This is a genomic window from Streptomyces sp. NPDC088254, from assembly GCF_044740925.1.
Classification (GTDB): Bacteria; Actinomycetota; Actinomycetes; order Streptomycetales; family Streptomycetaceae; genus Streptomyces.
This window is the reverse complement of the sequence record NZ_JBIURQ010000001.1, coordinates 556632-573369: the sequence shown is the minus strand read 5'-3', so window position 1 is coordinate 573369 and position 16738 is coordinate 556632. Positions and strand designations below refer to the sequence as shown.

The window sequence follows — 16738 nt, the reverse complement described above, 5'->3', positions numbered from 1 at the left end:
GACGATGCGCTCTTGCGGCCTCCCTGCGGTGGGGCAGACTGCGGCCGTGAGCGCCATCGTGTGGATCGCGTCCGTCTCCCTGCTCGTCTGGCTGTGGCTGCTCTGCTGCCAGGGCTTCTTCTGGCGTACGGACATCCGGCTGCCCCCGCGCGAGACGCCCGCGGACTGGCCGGACGTGGGCGTCGTCGTCCCGGCCCGCGACGAGGCGGCGGTGCTGCCCGCGAGCCTGCCGTCCCTGTTGGCGCAGGACTATCCCGGCCGTGCGGAGGTCTTCCTCGTCGACGACGGCAGTTCGGACGGCACCGGGGAGCTGGCGCGTGAACTGGCACGGCGGCACGGCGGGCTGCCGCTGACGGTGTGCTCGCCGGGTGAGCCGCCGGCCGGCTGGACCGGCAAGCTGTGGGCCGTGCGCCACGGCATCGATCTCGCACGCGCGCGTGGGCCCGAGTACCTCCTGCTGACGGACGCCGACATCGCGCACGCGCCCGACAGTCTGCGCGAGCTGGTGGCGGCGGCACGTGCGGGCGGCTTCGACCTCGTCTCCCAGATGGCGAGGCTGCGGGTGGAGAGCCGTTGGGAGCGGCTGGTCGTGCCGGCGTTCGTCTACTTCTTCGCGCAGCTGTACCCGTTCCGCAGGGTCGGCCGGCGCGGGGCGCGGACGGCGGCCGCGGCGGGCGGCTGCGTCCTGCTGCGCACCGATGCGGCACAGCGGGCCCGGGTCCCGGACGCCGTCCGGCACGCGGTCATCGACGACGTGGCCCTCGCGCGCGCCGTGAAGAGCTCGGGCGGGCACATCTGGCTCGGGCTCGCCGACAAGGTGGACAGCGTGCGCCCGTACCCGGGGCTGCGCGACCTGTGGCGGATGGTGTCGCGCAGCGCCTACGCGCAACTGCGCCACAGTCCGCCGCTGCTGGCGGGCACGGTGCTGGGTCTGGCCCTGGTGTACCTGGTGCCGCCGCTCGCCGTCGCGGCAGGGCTGGTGCTCGGCCTCCCGGCCGCGGCGGTGTGCGGCGCGCTCGCGTGGCTGGTGATGGCGGGGACGTACGCGCCGATGCTGCGCTACTACCGCCTGCCGCTGTGGCCGGCTCCGCTGCTGCCGTTCACCGCCGCGCTGTATCTGCTGATGACGGTGGAGTCCGCGGCGCGGCACCACCGCGGGCGCGGTGCGGCCTGGAAGGGCCGCACCTACGCCCGCCCGGGCCCGCTGCCCGACGAGGGTTAGGGCCTGCGCGGGTCGGCGTCTACTTGCGGCCGGGGGTCCAGTTCATGCCCCAGCCGTAGGCGTGGTCGACCGTGCGCTGGGGGCTCACCCCGCGCTGCGGCACCAGGTAGCGGGCTTCGCGCTGGACGACGAGGTCGCCGCCGGTGTGGGTGATGAGCGCGAGCGCGCACACGGTGGAGGGGACGGTGCACTCGTCCAGCGAGAAGTCGATCGGGGCGCCGTGCTGTGGGTGAAGGGTGACAGTGGCGTGCAGGTCGGCGAAGGAGCGGGCGCCCTCGTAGATGGTGACGAAGACGAGGATGCGCTTGAAGTCGTCGCGGTGGTCGAGGTTGATGGTGAGGTTCTCGCCGCTCGCCACCGCACCGGTGCGGTCGTCGCCGTCCAGGTGGATGTACGGCGGCTGGTGCAGGGCGCCGAAGGCGTTCCCGAGGGCCTGGACGACTCCCTTGCGGCCGTCGGCGAGTTCGAACAGGGCGCACAGGTCGAGGTCGAGGTCGTTGTGGAGCGCGACGGCGCGTCCGCGTTTGCTTCCCCACCCGGAGAACTGCTTGCGCACCTCCCACTTGAGGTTCACGCGCATGGCGCCCGAGGTTCCGCCCTGCTTGGTCAGCGACACCGAGGGAGCGCTCTTGGTGAGCGTCACCTTGGTCAGGCGGACCGGCGGGGCGGCGGGCGGTGCGGGCGGCGGCGCAGGCGGGGTCCGGTGGCCGGACGGGGGCACGGTCGCGGGGAAGGCGGGCGGCGTCGGCGGGGGCGGCGGTGCGGGGGCGGCCTGGGGCGTCGACGGGGGCGCGGGGTGGGCGGGTTGACGCACCGGGGGCGCCGGCGTGTGCTGCGGTTCGTCGACGGCGATGCCGAAGTCGGTGGCCAGGCCCTCCAGTCCGCTGCCGTAGCCCTGTCCGACGGCGCGGAACTTCCAGGCGCCCTGGCGTCGGTAGAACTCCCCGAGGACGAACGCCGTCTCGACGGTCGCTCCCGTGCTGTCGAAGCGGGCGACGACGGTGTTCCCGGCGTCGCGCACCTCGACGTAGAGGCCGGGCACCTGCCCGAACGCGCCGCCGTCGGCCGAGGCGGCCAGGACGACGGTCTCGACCGCGGGCTCCACGCGCGCGAGGTCGACGAGCAGTGTGTCGGTGACCTGGCCCCCGGCGTCGCGCTTGCCCTCGTGGCGGACCGCTCCCGAGGAGTGCGTGGGCTGGTTGTAGAACACGAAGTCGCTGTCGGAGCGCACCTTTCCGCCGACCAGCAGCAGCGCCGATGCGTCGGCGTCGGGCACCCCGGGCCCGGACCGCCAGCCGACCTCCACTCTCAGCGCCGCCGTGGGCACGGGAGTGTTGGAACCCTTCGCCATGGACATGTCCGCTCCCCCATCACCTGTGACCGGGCCGGCCCGGCACACCGCTCGGGCGCCCGCCGGCTTGCTTGTCGAGTCAACTTATTCGTCCCGTCAGTGAACTCCCCTCCACGGCGCGTGAACAGACCCCGCCCGACCGGGGGTAACCGCCCCGGATCTCGGCCTTTACACGATTCACGCGGCGTTTGCCGCCCCTTTTCACCGACTTCGCTCGCATTGGGGAGCCGGAGGTACCCCCGACACGGAAAACAACCCTCTTATCGGTCTCCCCAACCAGCACATCGTGGGCTTAACTTATGTGCCATGACCTCCCCCCGCTCCACCTATGGCGGCGGCTACTACTCCGCCTCCTTCCCGGACACCCCGATCTATGACTCGCTCGTGGCCGAGCGGGGCACCCCGCAGATCGCCCCGATCCGGGTCCCCGCCGCGTACGACATGAGCGGCAGCAGCCTGCCCGCACTGCCGTCGGCGCTGCCCGCCCTCCCGTCGGCCCCGTCGCAGCCGTCCTACGGCTACCCGCAGATGCAGCAGCCCGCCCCGCTGCAGCAGGCGCCCGCGGCCTACATCCCGCAGCAGGCCTCCGCCCCGCGCGGCTATCCCGGCCCGCAGGCGCAGCAGCAGCCGCGTCCGGCCGGCCCCGTCGCGGGTTACGAGGCGATGCGCCCCGCGGCTCCCCGGCCCGCGGCGCAGCAGTACCAGGATCCGTACAACAACCAGCAGCAGTACCGCGGCTACTGAGCCGATCCGCGTCCGCCTGAACTCGTCCTCACCGGCATATGCGTCATGCGCCTCTCACCTCACCCGGCGCCGGCGTCACCTGGCAGGATGAGCGCATGGGGAACGCGGAACTGCTGTCGATTCACATCCATCCGGTCAAGGCGTTCCGGAGCGTGTCGCTCCGGGAGGCCGTCGTGGAGCCCTGGGGGCTGGCCGGAGACCGACGCTGGGCGCTGATCGACGACGGGGGAAAGGTCGTCACGCAACGCCAGCAGCCGCGCCTCGCGCAGGCCGCCGCCGAGCTGTTGCCCGGTGGCGGCCTGCGGCTGTCCGCGCCCGGCCTCGAGCCGCTGACCGTCGAGGTGCCCGAGCCGCTGGCGACGGTCTCCATGGAGATCTTCAGCGACAAGGTGGAGGCCGTCGTCGCCGAAGAGGCCGCTCACGCCTGGTGCAGCGCGTACCTGGGCGCCGACGTGCGCCTGGTGCACATGGACGACCCCGCGACACGCCGCCCGGTGGATCCGGAGCACGCGCTGCCCGGCGAGACCGTCTCCTTCGCCGACGGCTATCCGCTGCTGGTCACCGCCGACGCGTCCCTCGACGCCCTCAACGCGCTGATCGCCGCGGGCGAGCACGCGGCTGAGGGGCCGTTGCCGATGGACCGCTTCCGGCCCAACCTGGTCGTGGCGGGCACCGAGCCATGGGCCGAGGACGGCTGGTCGCGGGTCTCCGTCGGCGAGGTCGACTTCCGGGTGGCCAAGATGTGCGGCCGGTGCGTGGTGACCACGACCGACCAGAGCACCTCCGACCGGGGCAAGGAGCCCCTGCACAGCCTGGGCCGGCACCGCCGCATCGACGGCAAGCTGATGTTCGGTCAGAACCTGGTGCCGGTGTCGGGCGGCACGATCCGGGTCGGCGACCCCGTCCGCGTCACCGGCTAGCGGCGGCCGAAGACCGCCCTTGCGGGGGGAACCTCCGCGCACCCCCGGTCCGTTGTGTCTTTCGTGAGCAGTTCATGAGAGGTCCCGGTTCCGGGTGATTTCGCTCTCTCTTGGCCCCGAAGGGGGCGTGAACGGCTCCACGAGGAGTTATCACGGAGCGGGAAGGGGGTGGGGCACCGTGCGAGCGATCGGTGGAATCTGGCGCTGGCGGCACAATCCGCTGCGGCGTACGACGGACCTGGTCGAAGCCTGGGTCGCCCTGTCGGCGCTGCTGCTGGTGCTCCTCGTCGCTCCCGTCGTGGGCGCGGTCGTCGGCGCGGTCGCCCAGAGCGCGTTGCAGCAGGCGGTGCGCGACCAGCGCGACTCCCGCCACGAGGTGACGGCCGTCGTGGTGCGCAGGCTGGGCGGTTCGCCGTTCGAGGCCGACCCTGACACCGGCACCGGACGCGACACGCGCACCCGTGTGTTCGCCGACTGGAAAGCCCCGGACGGCACCGCCGCGCACGGCGCCGTCATGTCCGGTCTGCAGACCCCCCATCGGGGCGACCGGTTCTCCATATGGACCGACGTGCACGGCCGGCTGGTGGCCCGTCCGCTGGACTCCGCCACGGCGACGACACACGCGGTGCTCGCGGGAATCGGCGCGGCCTTCGCCGCCGCCGCCTTGGTCGAGGGCGGACGGAGAATGATCGTCTGGCGCATGGTCCGCCGCAGGTACGCGCGTTGGGACCAGGCATGGGAGCGCGTGGGCCCGGACTGGGGCCGGACCGGTACCGGCAGCTGACGGCCTTCCCTCACTTGTCAACCGAGCGCCTCCGCGCACGCTACGGTGGACCGGCCGAGCCACTCGGCATCAACCCGCGCGCGAGGGAGCCGGAGGGGCATGCCGCCCGCCGGCGAACGAGCCATGACTACCACGAGGTGGGGGCACAGCAACGCCATGGCACAGGGCACGGTCCAGGTGACGCACACCGGCACATCGAGGTGGCGGCGCCGCACGGGTGAGTACGCATCGCTCGCCGCCGCCCTGGAGGCCGCGGCCGAGGGCGACGTGCTCACCGTCGCTCCCGGCACCTACCGGGAGAACCTCGTCGTCCAGCGGGCGGTGACACTGCGCGGTCCCGAGGGCGCCTCCGGTTCCGTGCGGATCGCGCCCGTGGACGGGGTGCCGCTGACGGTGCGCGCCTCGGCGGTGGTGCAGGACCTGCACGTGGAGGGCCAGGACGCGGCCGCGCCCGCCGTGCTCGTCGAGGAGGGCACGCCCGAGCTGCTGGACCTGCGGATCGTCACGCGGTCCGCGGCCGGCGTCGAGGTGCGCGGCGGTGCCCGCCCCACGGTCCGGCGGTGCACCGTCGACAACCCGGCGGGCATCGGCATCGCCGTGGTCGACGGCGGCGGCGGGGTGTTCGAGGAGTGCGAGGTGGTCTCGGCCGGGCAGGCGGGCGTCGCGGTGCGCGGCGGCGGCCACCCCCGGCTGGAGCGCTGCCGGGTCCACCGCACCTCCGGCGCCGGGCTCAGCGCGACCGGAGAGAACTCCGCGCTGGAAGCGGTCGGCTGCGAGGTGTACGAGGTCCGGGGCAGCGGCGTGCACATCACCGCGCGCGCCACCGCGCACCTCACCGACTGCGACGTCCACCGCACGACCGCCGACGGCGTCACGCTCGACACGGACGCCGTGGTGACCCTGGCGGACTGCCGGATCCACGAGATCCCGGAGAACGCTGTCGACCTGCGTTCGCGGTCCGTGCTGACGCTGACGCGCACGACGGTGCGTCAGTTCGGGCGCAACGGGCTGTCGGTGTGGGACCCGGGCACGCGGGTGGACGCCAACCAGTGCGAGATCTTCGACAGCACCGGCGACTATCCGGCCGTCTGGGTCAGCGACGGCGCCACCGTGGTCCTGGACTCCTGCCGGGTCCACGACGTGCCGGACGCGCTGTTCGTCCTCGACCGCGGCTCGCGCGCGGACGTCGTCGACACCGACCTGACGCAGGTGCGCAACACGGCGGTGTCGGTGAGCGACGGCGCCACCGCCCAGCTCGACGACTGCCGGATCCGGGACGCGGCGACCGGCGCCTGGTTCCGCGACCACGGCAGCGGCGGCACCCTGAACGGCTGCACGGTCGAGGGCACCCAGACCGGAGTGATCGTCACCAAGGGCGCCGACCCCGTCGTCGAGCGCTGTGTGGTGGGCTCACCCTCGGAGGCAGGGTTCTATGTGTCGGCCGGGGGCCGTGGCAGCTTCCTGAACTGCCGCGTCACCGACAGCGGGGGCTACGGCTTCCATGTGATAGACGGTTGCCGCACCACCCTGCGCAAGTGCCGCACCGAGCGTTGCGCGCGCGGCGGCTTCGAGTTCGCGGACAGCGGCGCGGACGCCGCGTCCGGCGCGGGCCCCGTGGTGGAGGACTGCACGAGCGACGAGAGCGCGGCCCTGCGCCCGCCGTCGGCGGCGCGGGAGACGGCCGTCCAGACGGCGGACCGCTCGGGTCTCCTCGGTGCGATGCCCGAGCAGCGTGCCGCCGATCCGCACCCCGCTGCGGGCGCCGTCGAGCCGGAGGACACCGTGCGGACCTCGAAGGACGTGCTCGGCGAACTGGACGCGCTGGTGGGCCTGGAGAGCGTCAAGCGCGAGGTGCGGGCGCTGATCGACATGATCGAGGTCGGCCGGCGCCGGCAGCGGGCGGGGCTGAAGGCGGCCTCCGTCAAGCGGCATCTGGTGTTCACCGGTTCCCCCGGCACCGGGAAGACCACGGTCGCCCGCCTGTACGGCGAGATCCTCGCCTCGCTGGACGTGCTGGAGAAGGGCCATCTCGTCGAGGTGTCCCGCGTCGACCTGGTCGGCGAGCACATCGGCTCCACCGCGATCCGCACCCAGGAGGCGTTCGAACGGGCCCGCGGCGGCGTGCTGTTCATCGACGAGGCGTACGCGCTCTCCCCCGAGGACGCCGGGCGGGACTTCGGCAAGGAGGCCATCGACACGCTGGTGAAGCTGATGGAGGACCACCGCGACGCCGTGGTGGTGATCGTCGCGGGCTACACGGCCGAGATGGAGCGCTTCCTGTCGGTCAACCCCGGTGTCGCGTCCCGTTTCTCGCGGACCATCACCTTCGGCGACTACGGTCCCGGGGAGCTGCTGCGGATCGTGGAGCAGCAGGCCGAGGAGCACGAGTACCGGCTCGCGCCGGGTGCCGCCGAGGCGCTGCTGACGTACTTCACGGCGATCCCGAAGGGTCCCGCCTTCGGCAACGGACGCACGGCCCGCCAGACGTTCGAGGCGCTGGTGGAGCGGCACGCGAGCCGGGTCGCCCAGGTGCCGGACCCGAGCACGGACGATCTGACGCTGCTGTACGCGGAGGACCTCCCGCAGTCGCGGTAGGAGCTCCCGGCGTCCTGTCGGCGCGCCTTCAGGCCCCCGTGGCGGCGGGGGCCTGCGGCTCTTCCGGTCGGGGGCGCTGCGGGGGCATCTCCGGGCGCAGACGGCCCAGGAGCCGTTCTCGTTCCAGGGCGAAAGCCGGGTCCGCCTGGTAGTCGGAGTGGCCCAGGATCGGGGCGGGCAGGGGGTGCCGCGCCGTGCGGCCGTAGGCGAGCGGGTCGGCCAGGGGCGGGTGGTCCACCTGGGGGCCGCAGTCGTCGCCGGACAGCCGTACGGGCCCGCCGATGGGGTCGGTGAGCCGGTAGAGGTTGCGCCAGCAGGCGATCTCCTCGTGCAGGGCGGTCAGCGCGGCCGGGCCGAAGTGGGCGGGGAACCACCGGCCGTAGAGACGCTCGATCGGGGAGCCGTAGGTGAGCAGGGCGACCCGTCTGCGGTCGGCGGGCTGCAGCTGCCAGGCCGCCGCGGCGGCGAGGACGCTGCCCTGGGAGTGGCCGGAGATGACCAGCCGGCCGCCGGTGGCGCGGGTCCAGGTGGCCATGCGCCAGGTCAGGTCGGGCACGGCGCGTTCGGCGTAGCAGGGCGGGGCGAAGGGGTGGGCGGCGCGCGGCCAGAAGGTGCCGACGTCCCAGAGGATGCCGATGGTGCGGCGTGCGGAGGCGTCCTTGTAGGCGCGTCTGCCCCAGGTGACGAACAGCAGGAAGCCGAGCCCTGTCAGCCAGGAGCCGAGCGCCTGCCCGGTCTCGGCGGCGCCCCGCACGAAGGGGTGGGCGGACACGGCGGCCCGCTGGGGGGTCGTGCCGGTGGTGAACGCGCCGACGAGGGCCCCCGCGCCCAGCAGCAGGGTGGTGGCGGCGGTGACGGCGACGAGGAGCGGGCCCCGGTCGGTGAGCGTGGCCATCGCGCGGGTGCGGGCGATCCGCCGGGTGCGGGCGGGATCGCCGGGTCCGGTGTCGTACTCGCGGGCCACCGCGGCTTGTCCGGCGCGGGTGAGCAGCCAGACGCGGCGGCCTAGCAGGGCGCACAGGGCGAGGTGTACGAGGAGCAGCGCGGGGATGACGGACGCCTGCCAGGTCAGCAGGACGGGCGGGCCGGCGAGGGAGGTGCCCGTGCCGTCCAGCCAGTCCGAGACGCGCTGGGAGACCCCGCCGGACATGACGCCGCCCAGGGCGCAGGCGAGGGTGGCGACGGCGGGCCCGCCGAGGCCCCGCAGCGCGGTGCGCCCTTCGGGGTCGCCGGTGGAGCCGCGATGCAGCGCGGCGGCGACGACGGCGAGGGCGATCACCAGGGCGCCCTGGGCGAGGGCGATGCCGCCGAAGGTCAGGTCGCCCGGCAGCCGTCCGGACGACGTCCAGCCGGGGCGCTCCCAGCCGGCGTAGACGAGGGTGAGGACGAGCAGGGTGAGGGCGGCCAGCGGCAGGCGTCGTACGAGGTGCGCGTCGAGCCGGCGGTCGAGACGGTGTTCGCTGCGGCCGCGGCGGCACACCACCCAGACCGTGGCGAGGGCGCCGGCGGCGAGGGACGTCTCCAGGAGCCGGCCGAGGAGGTCGAGGAGGGCGGGGCCGCCCGGCCGGGCGTCGTGGCGGGCGGCCGCGGCGCCGACGGCGGCGGCGACGGTGAGCAGGCCGGCCGCGGTGTGCGCCGCGCGCAGCCGGGCGACCAGGCGACGGCCGTACCAGAAGCCGGGTCGGCCGAGGGCGGTGTGGCCGAGCGCGTCCTCGGGTTCGGGCCGGGCGTTCAGCGGTTCCTGGGACTCGTAGGCCCGCCAGGTGCGGTGGGAGAGGTACCACAGCAGCCCGGTGAGGGCGGCCGGGACCAGGGCGGCGAGGGCGAGGCGGCGGCCGGGCAGGGTCCACCAGCCGCCGTCGCGGACCGACGGGGACAGGAAGCCCAGCCAGGTGTGCCGCTCGGCGCAGGCGGCCGTGCCGGCGCACTGCCAGGCCGTCAGGTCGAGGGCGACCTCGCAGGCCGCGGCGACGAGCAGCACCGTCAGGCTGAGCCCGGCGAGCCGCACGAGCAGCCCGTAGCAGCGGACGGTACGCGTGCGTGCGGGTGCGGCGGGGCGCATCCAGTGGGCGAGGTTGACGACCATGAACGGCAGCAGCAGGAGCCACAGGGCGCGGGTGCCGTTGCCGGAGGTGAGGTTGCACCAGACGTACGCCTCGGGGACCGGCCGGTCCCGGGGCCCGCCGGTCGCGGAGACGGCCCCTTGCCCGCCCCTGTGGTCGGCGTCGACGTCGGCGGCGCGCCGGAACACGGCGGCCGTGTCGTCGCCGGTGATCCGCACCGTGCGCGGATCGTTCAGCATCTTCTCGGGCGTCGCGCCGCCCACGCCGTGGACCAGGAGTTCCAGGGCGGCCGTGGCCTCCCCGCCGGTCAGGGCTCGTTCCTGTGCACGTTCCACCGTTGTGCCACTTCCCCCGTGACGCGCTGTCGACCTGCGTGCGGGCACCAGGATCGCCGCTGGAGGGTCCGAACACACCGGTTGTGACCGAATTTCCCCCGATCCGTGTGACGGACGGAATCGACGCGTGTCGAATCCGTGACATGACCGCGTCGGACAGGCGGTGGCGCGCCCGGTGCCCGCCCGTGCGAGGATGGGACGCCCACGTCCCGCCGACCGGCAGAACGCCCACGTCGGCGCAGGTGCGCGAGGCGTGTCGGACGGAGTGGGTCGGCTTGAGTCGAGAGGACCGGAGCGTACGTGAGTGAGAATCAGAACCTCCTCGCGGAGCAGCGCCGCACACTGATCCTGGACGAGGTCCGGCGCCGGGGTGGCGTCCGCGTCAACGAACTGACCCGCAAGCTCGGGGTGTCGGACATGACCGTACGCCGTGACCTCGACGCGCTGGCCCGACAGGGCATGCTGGAGAAGGTGCACGGCGGGGCGGTGCCGGTCGTGGAGGCGAGCACGCACGAGCCGGGTTTCGAGGCCAAGTCGGGGCTGGAGCTGACCGCCAAGGAGGACATCGCGCGGGCGGCCGCGGAGCTGGTCGCGCCGGGCAGCGCGATCGCCCTGTCGGGCGGCACCACGACGTACGCGCTGGCGCACCGCCTGGTCGACGTGCCCGACCTGACGGTGGTCACCAACTCGGTGCGGGTGGCAGATGTGTTCCACGTGGCGCAGCGCACCTCGGGCCCCCGGCAGGGCGCGGCCACGGTGGTGCTGACGGGCGGGGTGCGCACGCCCTCCGACTCCCTGGTGGGCCCGGTGGCCGACCAGGCGATCGCGGCGCTCCACTTCGACGTGCTGTTCCTCGGCGTGCACGGGATATCGGCGGAGGCCGGCCTGTCGACGCCGAACCTGGCGGAGGCCGAGACCAACCGGCGGCTGGTGCAGTCGGCGCGCCGGGTCGTGGTGGTGGCTGACCACACCAAGTGGGGTGTGGTGGGCCTGAGTTCGTTCGCGTCGCTGGATCAGGTCGACACGCTGGTGACGGACGCGGGACTGCCGGGCGCGGCCCGCGCGGAGGTGTCCGAGCATCTGCGGCGGCTGGTGGTGGCGGGCGAGGCCGACGAGGACGCAGACATCTGACCCGGCACTGGCTAGGGTGACGCACCCGTTCGTCGTGCTGGGAGGTGGTGTGCGTGGCTCACCGGTTGCGGCCCGAGGGTCTGGGCTTCCTGACGGCGGCGCCCGTGCGGCTGATCTTCGCACGGGAGGTCGCCGCTCCGCCTGAGCGGGTCTTCCGGGCGCTCGCCGAGGACGTGCCCGGCTGGGCCGCCTGGTTCCCGGCGGTGGCGTCCGCGCGGCCGCTGGACGGTGGCGCGGGGCGCGAGGTACGGCTCCGGGGCGGGACGCGTTTCCGGGAGACCGTGCTGGCGGCGACGGAGCCCGAGGTGTACGCCTACCGGGTCGACGTCACCAACGCGCCGGGGGCCCGGGCGCTGGTCGAGGAGTGGCGGCTCGCGCCGGCGGGTGCGGGCACGCGCGTGTGCTGGACGTTCGCCGCGGACGGCACGGCGGCCTTCCGGGGCGTGCTGCGGCTGGCCCGGCCGGGGATGGGGCGGACGTTCCGGGACGCGGTGACGCGACTGGACCGGCGGCTCAGGGAGCTGCCGTAGGGCGGCGGAGGGCGGACGAGGACGGCTCAGGGCCCGGTGCGGCGAGGCGTCGGCACGGGTCGTTCGGTGAGGTGCGGCCTCATTCCGGCCACACGCCCGTCGCCAGCAGCGTGTCGATCGCCTCCGTGTACGGGGTGATGTCCAGGCCCTGGGCGGCGAGCCAGGCGTCGGAGTAGTACTTGTCGAGGTAGCGGTCGCCCGGATCGCACAGCAGGGTGACCACGCTGCCCTGCCGCCCCTCGGCCACCATCTCGGCGACGATCTTCAGCGCGCTCCACAGCCCGGTGCCGGTGGAGCCGCCCGCCTTTCGCCCGATGCCCCGCTCCAGGGCGCGCACGGCGGCGACGCTGGCCGCGTCGGGCACCTTCATCATCCGGTCGACGGCGCCGGGCACGAAGCTCGGCTCCATGCGGGGCCGGCCGATGCCCTCGATGCGGGAGCCGCAGTCGCAGGTGACGTCCGGATCGCCGGTGGTCCAGCCCTCGAAGAAGCAGGAGTTCTCCGGGTCGGCGACGCACACGCGCGTGTCGTGCTGCATGTAGTGGACGTAGCGCGCGATGGTCGCCGAGGTGCCGCCGGTGCCGGCCGTGGCGACGATCCACGCCGGCTCCGGGAACCGCTCCAACTCCAGCTGCCGGAAGATGGATTCGGCGATGTTGTTGTTGCCGCGCCAGTCCGTGGCCCGTTCGGCGTAGGTGAACTGGTCCATGTAGTGGCCGCCGGTGTCCGCCGCGAGGCGGGCCGACTCCTCGTACATGGTGCGCGGATCGTCGACGAAGTGGCAGCGGCCGCCGTGGAACTCGATCAGGCGGATCTTCTCGGCGCTTGTCGTGCGGGGCATGACGGCGATGAAGGGGACGCCGATCAGCTTGGCGAAGTACGCCTCGGAGACCGCCGTCGAGCCGCTGGACGCCTCGATCACCGGGCGGTCCGGCCGGATCCAGCCATTGCACAGGCCGTACAGGAACAGGGAGCGGGCCAGGCGGTGTTTGAGGCTGCCGGTGGGGTGGGTCGACTCGTCCTTGAGGTACAGGTCGATGCCCCACTGCTCGGGCAGCGGGAAGCGCAGGAGGTGGGTGTCGGCCGAGCGGTTGGCGTCGGCCTGGACCTTGCGGACGGCTTCTTTCAGCCAGGTGCGGTAGAAGGCGTCGCTGCGGTCGACGTCGAGGGTGGCACCGGTCCTGGTCTGCTGGGGGGTGGTCACGGCGGGCTCCTTCGTACGTCGCGTCGGCGGGCGGCAGACGCCTGCCGACACCTCGATCATAAACATCCGTCACACCAGTTCCCACCTGCATAAACGCATCTTTGGGGGGCTCAAAGGCGGCCCTGGGTGCGCGGGGCGCGCGGGTGGGGGCGCATTCGTGCGAGTGCTCCGGGCGTCCGGCGTCCGCGTGTCGCGCGCACTGGTGCTCGACGCCGTGCGGGGGCAGACTGCACGGCGGCGGGACAGAGTCCCGGACGGGGGCGCACACTGGACCACGACACGAGCCGGTTCCCGGCCCACGGGGGGAGCGCGGGCCGGCTCACCCACGCGCAAGGGGGCGGGATGGCGGAGCCGGAGTTCACGGCGACGGGCGTGCGGATCGGGAAGCGGCTGCGCTCGCTCACCCGGGCCGGTCAGGTCCGGATCAGCGACGGCAGGCTGGAGCTCCTGACCAGCTACGGCAGTGAGATCGACAGCGCCCCGGTACAGGCGGTCCGCGCCTCCCGGCCGTGGTTCGCGCCGGATGACCGGGCGCTGGCCGACCTCAACGGCAACCGGTACCTGTTGACGCTGGGTGAGCACGACCCGGCGCCGGGCGAGCCGGGGCCGCCCGCGGCGCGTCGGTTCATCGAGGCCGTGCGCAAGGCGGCGGGACGCGGGGACTGAGCCGGCAGAGCGGGGTGACGGGACGGCGAGTTGCGCTCCTCGATCCCCTGCGTCACGCTGTTCTCACGTCACTCTGGGTTTACCGGCGATAACGCTGCGAACCAGCCCGCCGGCCACGACAGCAGGCGGCCGCCTCGCGCAGACGCACTGCTCCGATCGATCCGAACTCCGTGTTCTTCCGGACCTCATGTCGGGGAGTCGCAGCCGTGATCAGCAACCCAAGCAGGCACTGCACGGTGGAGCTTCAAGCCCTGCCGTCGCGGATCGGCCAGGTCCGCAGAATCGTATCGGCACAGTTGCGCTACTGGCATCTGGACCCGTTGATAGACCGGGCCTCGCTCGGTGTGACGGAGTTGTTGACCAACGTCCACCTGCATGCGCAGCCCGACAAGACGTGCACGGTGGAGATGGAGCTGCTGCTCGACCGGCTCACCGTCTCCGTCCACGACCGCGACCCCCGGCTCCCGGTGCTGGAGGCCGCCGACGCGTTCGCAACCTGCGGGCGCGGGCTCGCGATGGTGGCGGCGGTCAGCGAGAGCTGGGGCGCCAAGCCGGACGGCGAGTCCGGCAAGGTCGTCTGGTTCACGCTGCCTGCCCCGCTGCCGGTGCCCGAACGGCTGGCGCGGCCGACCCGGCGACTGGCCGCGGACCGGCTGTTCCCCGAGGTGGTGGGGGTCGACGACCGCAGGCCGGCGCACGCTCCGGCGCGATCGGCGGCGGTCGGCTGAACCCCGCGCGCCCCGCCGCCCGAGGGGGCCCGGGGTGTGCACGGGCGCCTTCGGGTGAGCGCCCGGGGATCGGCTCAGCGTTTCGCCCGGGGATCGGCTCAGCGTTTCGCCCGGGGATCGGCTCAGCGTTTCGGCCGGGGATCGGCTCAGCGTTTCGGCCGGGGATCGGCTCAGCGTTTCGGCCGGGGATCGGCTCAGCGTTTCGGCCGGGGATCGGCTCAGCGTCTCCGGGAGCCCGCTCAGCGTTTCTCTTCGACGCCGGCCAAGTACGCCGCTGCGATGTCCTCGTCGGCGTGGCGCTGCGCGGCGGCCCACTTCAGCCGGGTGGCGCTCGCGGCCGCCATGTCGAGCCGGACGCCGTTGCCGCGGCCGGCCTCGACGATCAGCCGGACGTTCTTGGCGGCAGTGACCACGCCGAGCCGGGCGGGCGTGTCATGACGTCACCTTCCCGCCCCCGCACCGGTGTTTCCGGTTCCTCCCGCGAGTGCCCTGAGCGGGTCGTCCAGCACGGGCTGCCAGGCCAGTTCCGCCGCGCCGACCAGACTGTTGTGGTCGAGCGAACAGCCGAGGATGGGCACGCCGCCGCTGCGGCCCCACAGTCCGCGGTCGGCGACGACCGCGTGGAGGCGTTCGGAGTCGGCGTCCATAAGCGTGCGGTGCAGGCCGCCCAGGATGATGCGGTCGGGGTTGAGGATGTTGACCAGCCCGGCGAGACCCAGGCCGAGCCGGTCGACGAGCGTCTCGACGGCGGTGCGCACAGTGGGGTCCGCGTACTCCTCGCGGATGAGTTCGTTGGCCTGGTGGAGCAGGGAGCCCTCGGGTCCGGGATCGCGGCCTGCGGCCGTCAGCAGGGCCAGCGGGTCCGCCTCCACGTCCAGGCAGCCGCGGCTGCCACAGTGGCAGGGGCGGCCCTCGGGGTTGACGGTGAGGTGACCCACTTCGAGGGCCAGGCCCGAACTGCCCGTGTGCAGACGGCCGTCGAGCACCAGCGCCCCGCCGACGCCACGGTGGCCGGTGGCCACGCACAGCAGGTCACGCGCGCCGCGCCCGGCGCCGTGCCGGTGTTCGGCGAGGGCGGCGAGGTTGACGTCGTTCGCGGCGAACGCAGGCCCGCTCACGCCGGCGGCCCGGACCCGTTCGGCGAACACCTCCCGCACCGGCGCGCCCGCCGGCCAGGCGAGGTGGAGGGGGTTCAGGGCCAGGCCCTCGGGTTCGGTGACCGCCGACGGCACGGCCAGCCCGGCGCCCACACAGTGCCGGCCCGTCTGCCGCAGCAGGTCGGCGCCGGCGTCCACGGCGGCGCCGAGCACCTTGGCCGGGTCGGCGTCGACGGCCTCGCAGCTGGGGGTCGTCGCGATGATACGGCCGCCCAGGCCGACCAGCGCCGCGCGGAAACCGTCGGCGTGCACCTGCGCCGCGAGGACCACGGGACCCTCGTCGGCCAGGGCGAGCCGGTGCGAGGGGCGGCCCTGTGAGCCGGCGGCGGCTCCGGGGCGGGCGTCGACCCGGATCAGGCCGAGCGCCTCCAGCTCCGCGGCGACCGCGCCGGCCGTGGCGCGCGTGACGCCGAGCTCGGCGGTGAGCACCGCGCGGGTCGGCGCCCGCCCGGTGTGCACGAGCTCCAGCGCGGGTCCGAGCGCACCGCGCCCCCGGTCCAGCCGCGCTCTCGACGTGGTCCCTTCCCCCGCATGCCGGGGGTCCGCGTTGCCGGTCATGACGGCGATCCTCCCATGATCCGCTCCGTCAGCCGCCGTCCGGGAAGCCGCTGACCCGCAGGGTCACGTTCAGCCGCCCGTCCAGCCCCAGAGCGGCGGGGCTCGTCCCCGGGTACACCCTCGGCACGCCGTGGTACGCGAGCCGGGACTCCCCTCCGAAGACGAACAGGTCGCCGCTGCGCAGTTCGACGTCGGTGTAGGGGCGGGTCCGCGTCTCGGTGTTGCCGAAGCGGAACACGCAGGTGTCGCCGAGACTGAGGGACACCACCGGCGCGTGCGAGGTTTCGTCGGCGTCGCGGTGCATGCCCATGCGGGCGTCGCCGGCGTAGAAGTTGATCAGTGCGATGTCGTACTCCTCCGTCCCGGCCGGTTCCGGCCCCAGCGCGTCGGTCAGCGCGCGCCGGCCCAGCTCGCCGAGCCAGGCCGGGAAGGGCTTCACCGGGGCGCCGTCGCCGTCGACGACCGTGCGCGCGTAGGCGTACGGGTACCAGTGCCAGCCCAGGCAGACCTGCCGGGCGGTCATGGCGCCGCCGCCGGGTGTGCGCACCGTGCGCAGTCCGGCGGGCGGACGCGCCCACTCCCGGCAGGCGTCGAGCAGCTCGCGCTGGCCGGCGGGGCCGAGCCAGTCGGGCACGTGCACCGCGCCCGGCGCGATCAGCGCCCGCTCCCGGGGAAACAGCTCCACGTCCATTCCCCCATCCTCCCCCCGCCGGCCCTGACCTGCGGCTCGCGCGCGGTCCGGACGGGCTT

At 73.9% G+C, this 16738-nt stretch carries 14 protein-coding genes and 1 pseudogene; 9 read left to right on the top strand and 6 right to left on the bottom strand.

What is annotated here, in order from left to right:
* Positions 1 to 4 precede the first annotated feature (4 nt).
* A complete protein-coding gene (locus ACIOC0_RS02550; protein ID WP_402151395.1) occupies positions 5 to 1222 on the top strand; it encodes a glycosyltransferase in 1218 nt (405 codons plus the stop codon).
* A gap of 19 nt (positions 1223 to 1241) precedes the next feature.
* Here the strand turns inward: ACIOC0_RS02550 and ACIOC0_RS02545 are convergent, their stop codons facing one another.
* Entirely contained in the window at positions 1242 to 2573 is a 1332-nt protein-coding gene (locus ACIOC0_RS02545) for a TerD family protein (protein ID WP_402153157.1), read from the bottom strand.
* A gap of 306 nt (positions 2574 to 2879) precedes the next feature.
* On the opposite strand from ACIOC0_RS02545, the gene ACIOC0_RS02540 reads away from it, so the two are divergent.
* From ACIOC0_RS02540 to ACIOC0_RS02525, 4 genes are all read left to right on the top strand, one after another.
* On the top strand, positions 2880 to 3317 hold the full coding sequence (locus ACIOC0_RS02540; RefSeq protein WP_402151392.1) for a DUF6643 family protein: 438 nt from the start codon (positions 2880 to 2882) through the stop codon (positions 3315 to 3317).
* A gap of 95 nt (positions 3318 to 3412) precedes the next feature.
* Complete coding sequence (locus ACIOC0_RS02535; RefSeq protein ID WP_402151390.1) at positions 3413 to 4237, top strand: MOSC domain-containing protein; 825 nt, start codon at positions 3413 to 3415, stop codon at positions 4235 to 4237.
* Positions 4238 to 4415: 178 nt separating this feature from the next.
* A complete protein-coding gene (locus ACIOC0_RS02530; RefSeq protein ID WP_402151387.1) occupies positions 4416 to 5021 on the top strand; it encodes a hypothetical protein in 606 nt (201 codons plus the stop codon).
* A 156-nt stretch (positions 5022 to 5177) separates the two neighbouring features.
* Positions 5178 to 7616: a right-handed parallel beta-helix repeat-containing protein gene (locus ACIOC0_RS02525; RefSeq protein ID WP_402153155.1), complete on the top strand. Its 2439-nt coding sequence runs from the start codon at positions 5178 to 5180 to the stop codon at positions 7614 to 7616.
* A 28-nt stretch (positions 7617 to 7644) separates the two neighbouring features.
* Here the strand turns inward: ACIOC0_RS02525 and ACIOC0_RS02520 are convergent, their stop codons facing one another.
* Entirely contained in the window at positions 7645 to 10014 is a 2370-nt protein-coding gene (locus ACIOC0_RS02520; RefSeq protein WP_402151384.1) for a hypothetical protein, read from the bottom strand.
* Between the two features lie 300 nt (positions 10015 to 10314).
* On the opposite strand from ACIOC0_RS02520, the gene ACIOC0_RS02515 reads away from it, so the two are divergent.
* Complete coding sequence (locus ACIOC0_RS02515; RefSeq protein ID WP_130440475.1) at positions 10315 to 11145, top strand: DeoR/GlpR family DNA-binding transcription regulator; 831 nt, start codon at positions 10315 to 10317, stop codon at positions 11143 to 11145.
* Positions 11146 to 11198: 53 nt separating this feature from the next.
* The gene (locus ACIOC0_RS02510) at positions 11199 to 11675 is read left to right on the top strand and encodes an SRPBCC family protein (RefSeq protein ID WP_402151382.1); all 477 of its coding nucleotides are present in this window, start codon (positions 11199 to 11201) and stop codon (positions 11673 to 11675) included.
* 79 nt (positions 11676 to 11754) lie between these two features.
* Here the strand turns inward: ACIOC0_RS02510 and ACIOC0_RS02505 are convergent, their stop codons facing one another.
* A complete protein-coding gene (locus tag ACIOC0_RS02505; RefSeq protein ID WP_402151379.1) occupies positions 11755 to 12879 on the bottom strand; it encodes a PLP-dependent cysteine synthase family protein in 1125 nt (374 codons plus the stop codon).
* A gap of 342 nt (positions 12880 to 13221) precedes the next feature.
* Between ACIOC0_RS02505 and ACIOC0_RS02500 the strand changes: the two genes are divergently transcribed.
* Positions 13222 to 13545, top strand: a complete 324-nt coding sequence (locus ACIOC0_RS02500) for a hypothetical protein (RefSeq protein WP_130440469.1) — start codon at positions 13222 to 13224, stop codon at positions 13543 to 13545.
* 206 nt (positions 13546 to 13751) lie between these two features.
* Positions 13752 to 14273, top strand: coding sequence for an ATP-binding protein (locus ACIOC0_RS02495; RefSeq protein ID WP_402151377.1), 522 nt, complete (start codon positions 13752 to 13754; stop codon positions 14271 to 14273).
* Positions 14274 to 14512: 239 nt separating this feature from the next.
* Here ACIOC0_RS02495 and ACIOC0_RS02490 read toward each other — a convergent pair.
* From ACIOC0_RS02490 to ACIOC0_RS02480, 3 genes and pseudogenes are all read right to left on the bottom strand, one after another.
* Positions 14513 to 14704: pseudogene (locus ACIOC0_RS02490) on the bottom strand (NAD(P)-dependent oxidoreductase); the annotation flags it as partial.
* A gap of 9 nt (positions 14705 to 14713) precedes the next feature.
* A complete protein-coding gene (locus ACIOC0_RS02485; RefSeq protein ID WP_402151374.1) occupies positions 14714 to 15988 on the bottom strand; it encodes an ROK family protein in 1275 nt (424 codons plus the stop codon).
* 28 nt (positions 15989 to 16016) lie between these two features.
* A complete protein-coding gene (locus ACIOC0_RS02480; protein WP_402151371.1) occupies positions 16017 to 16679 on the bottom strand; it encodes an alpha-ketoglutarate-dependent dioxygenase AlkB family protein in 663 nt (220 codons plus the stop codon).
* Positions 16680 to 16738: the final 59 nt, after the last annotated feature.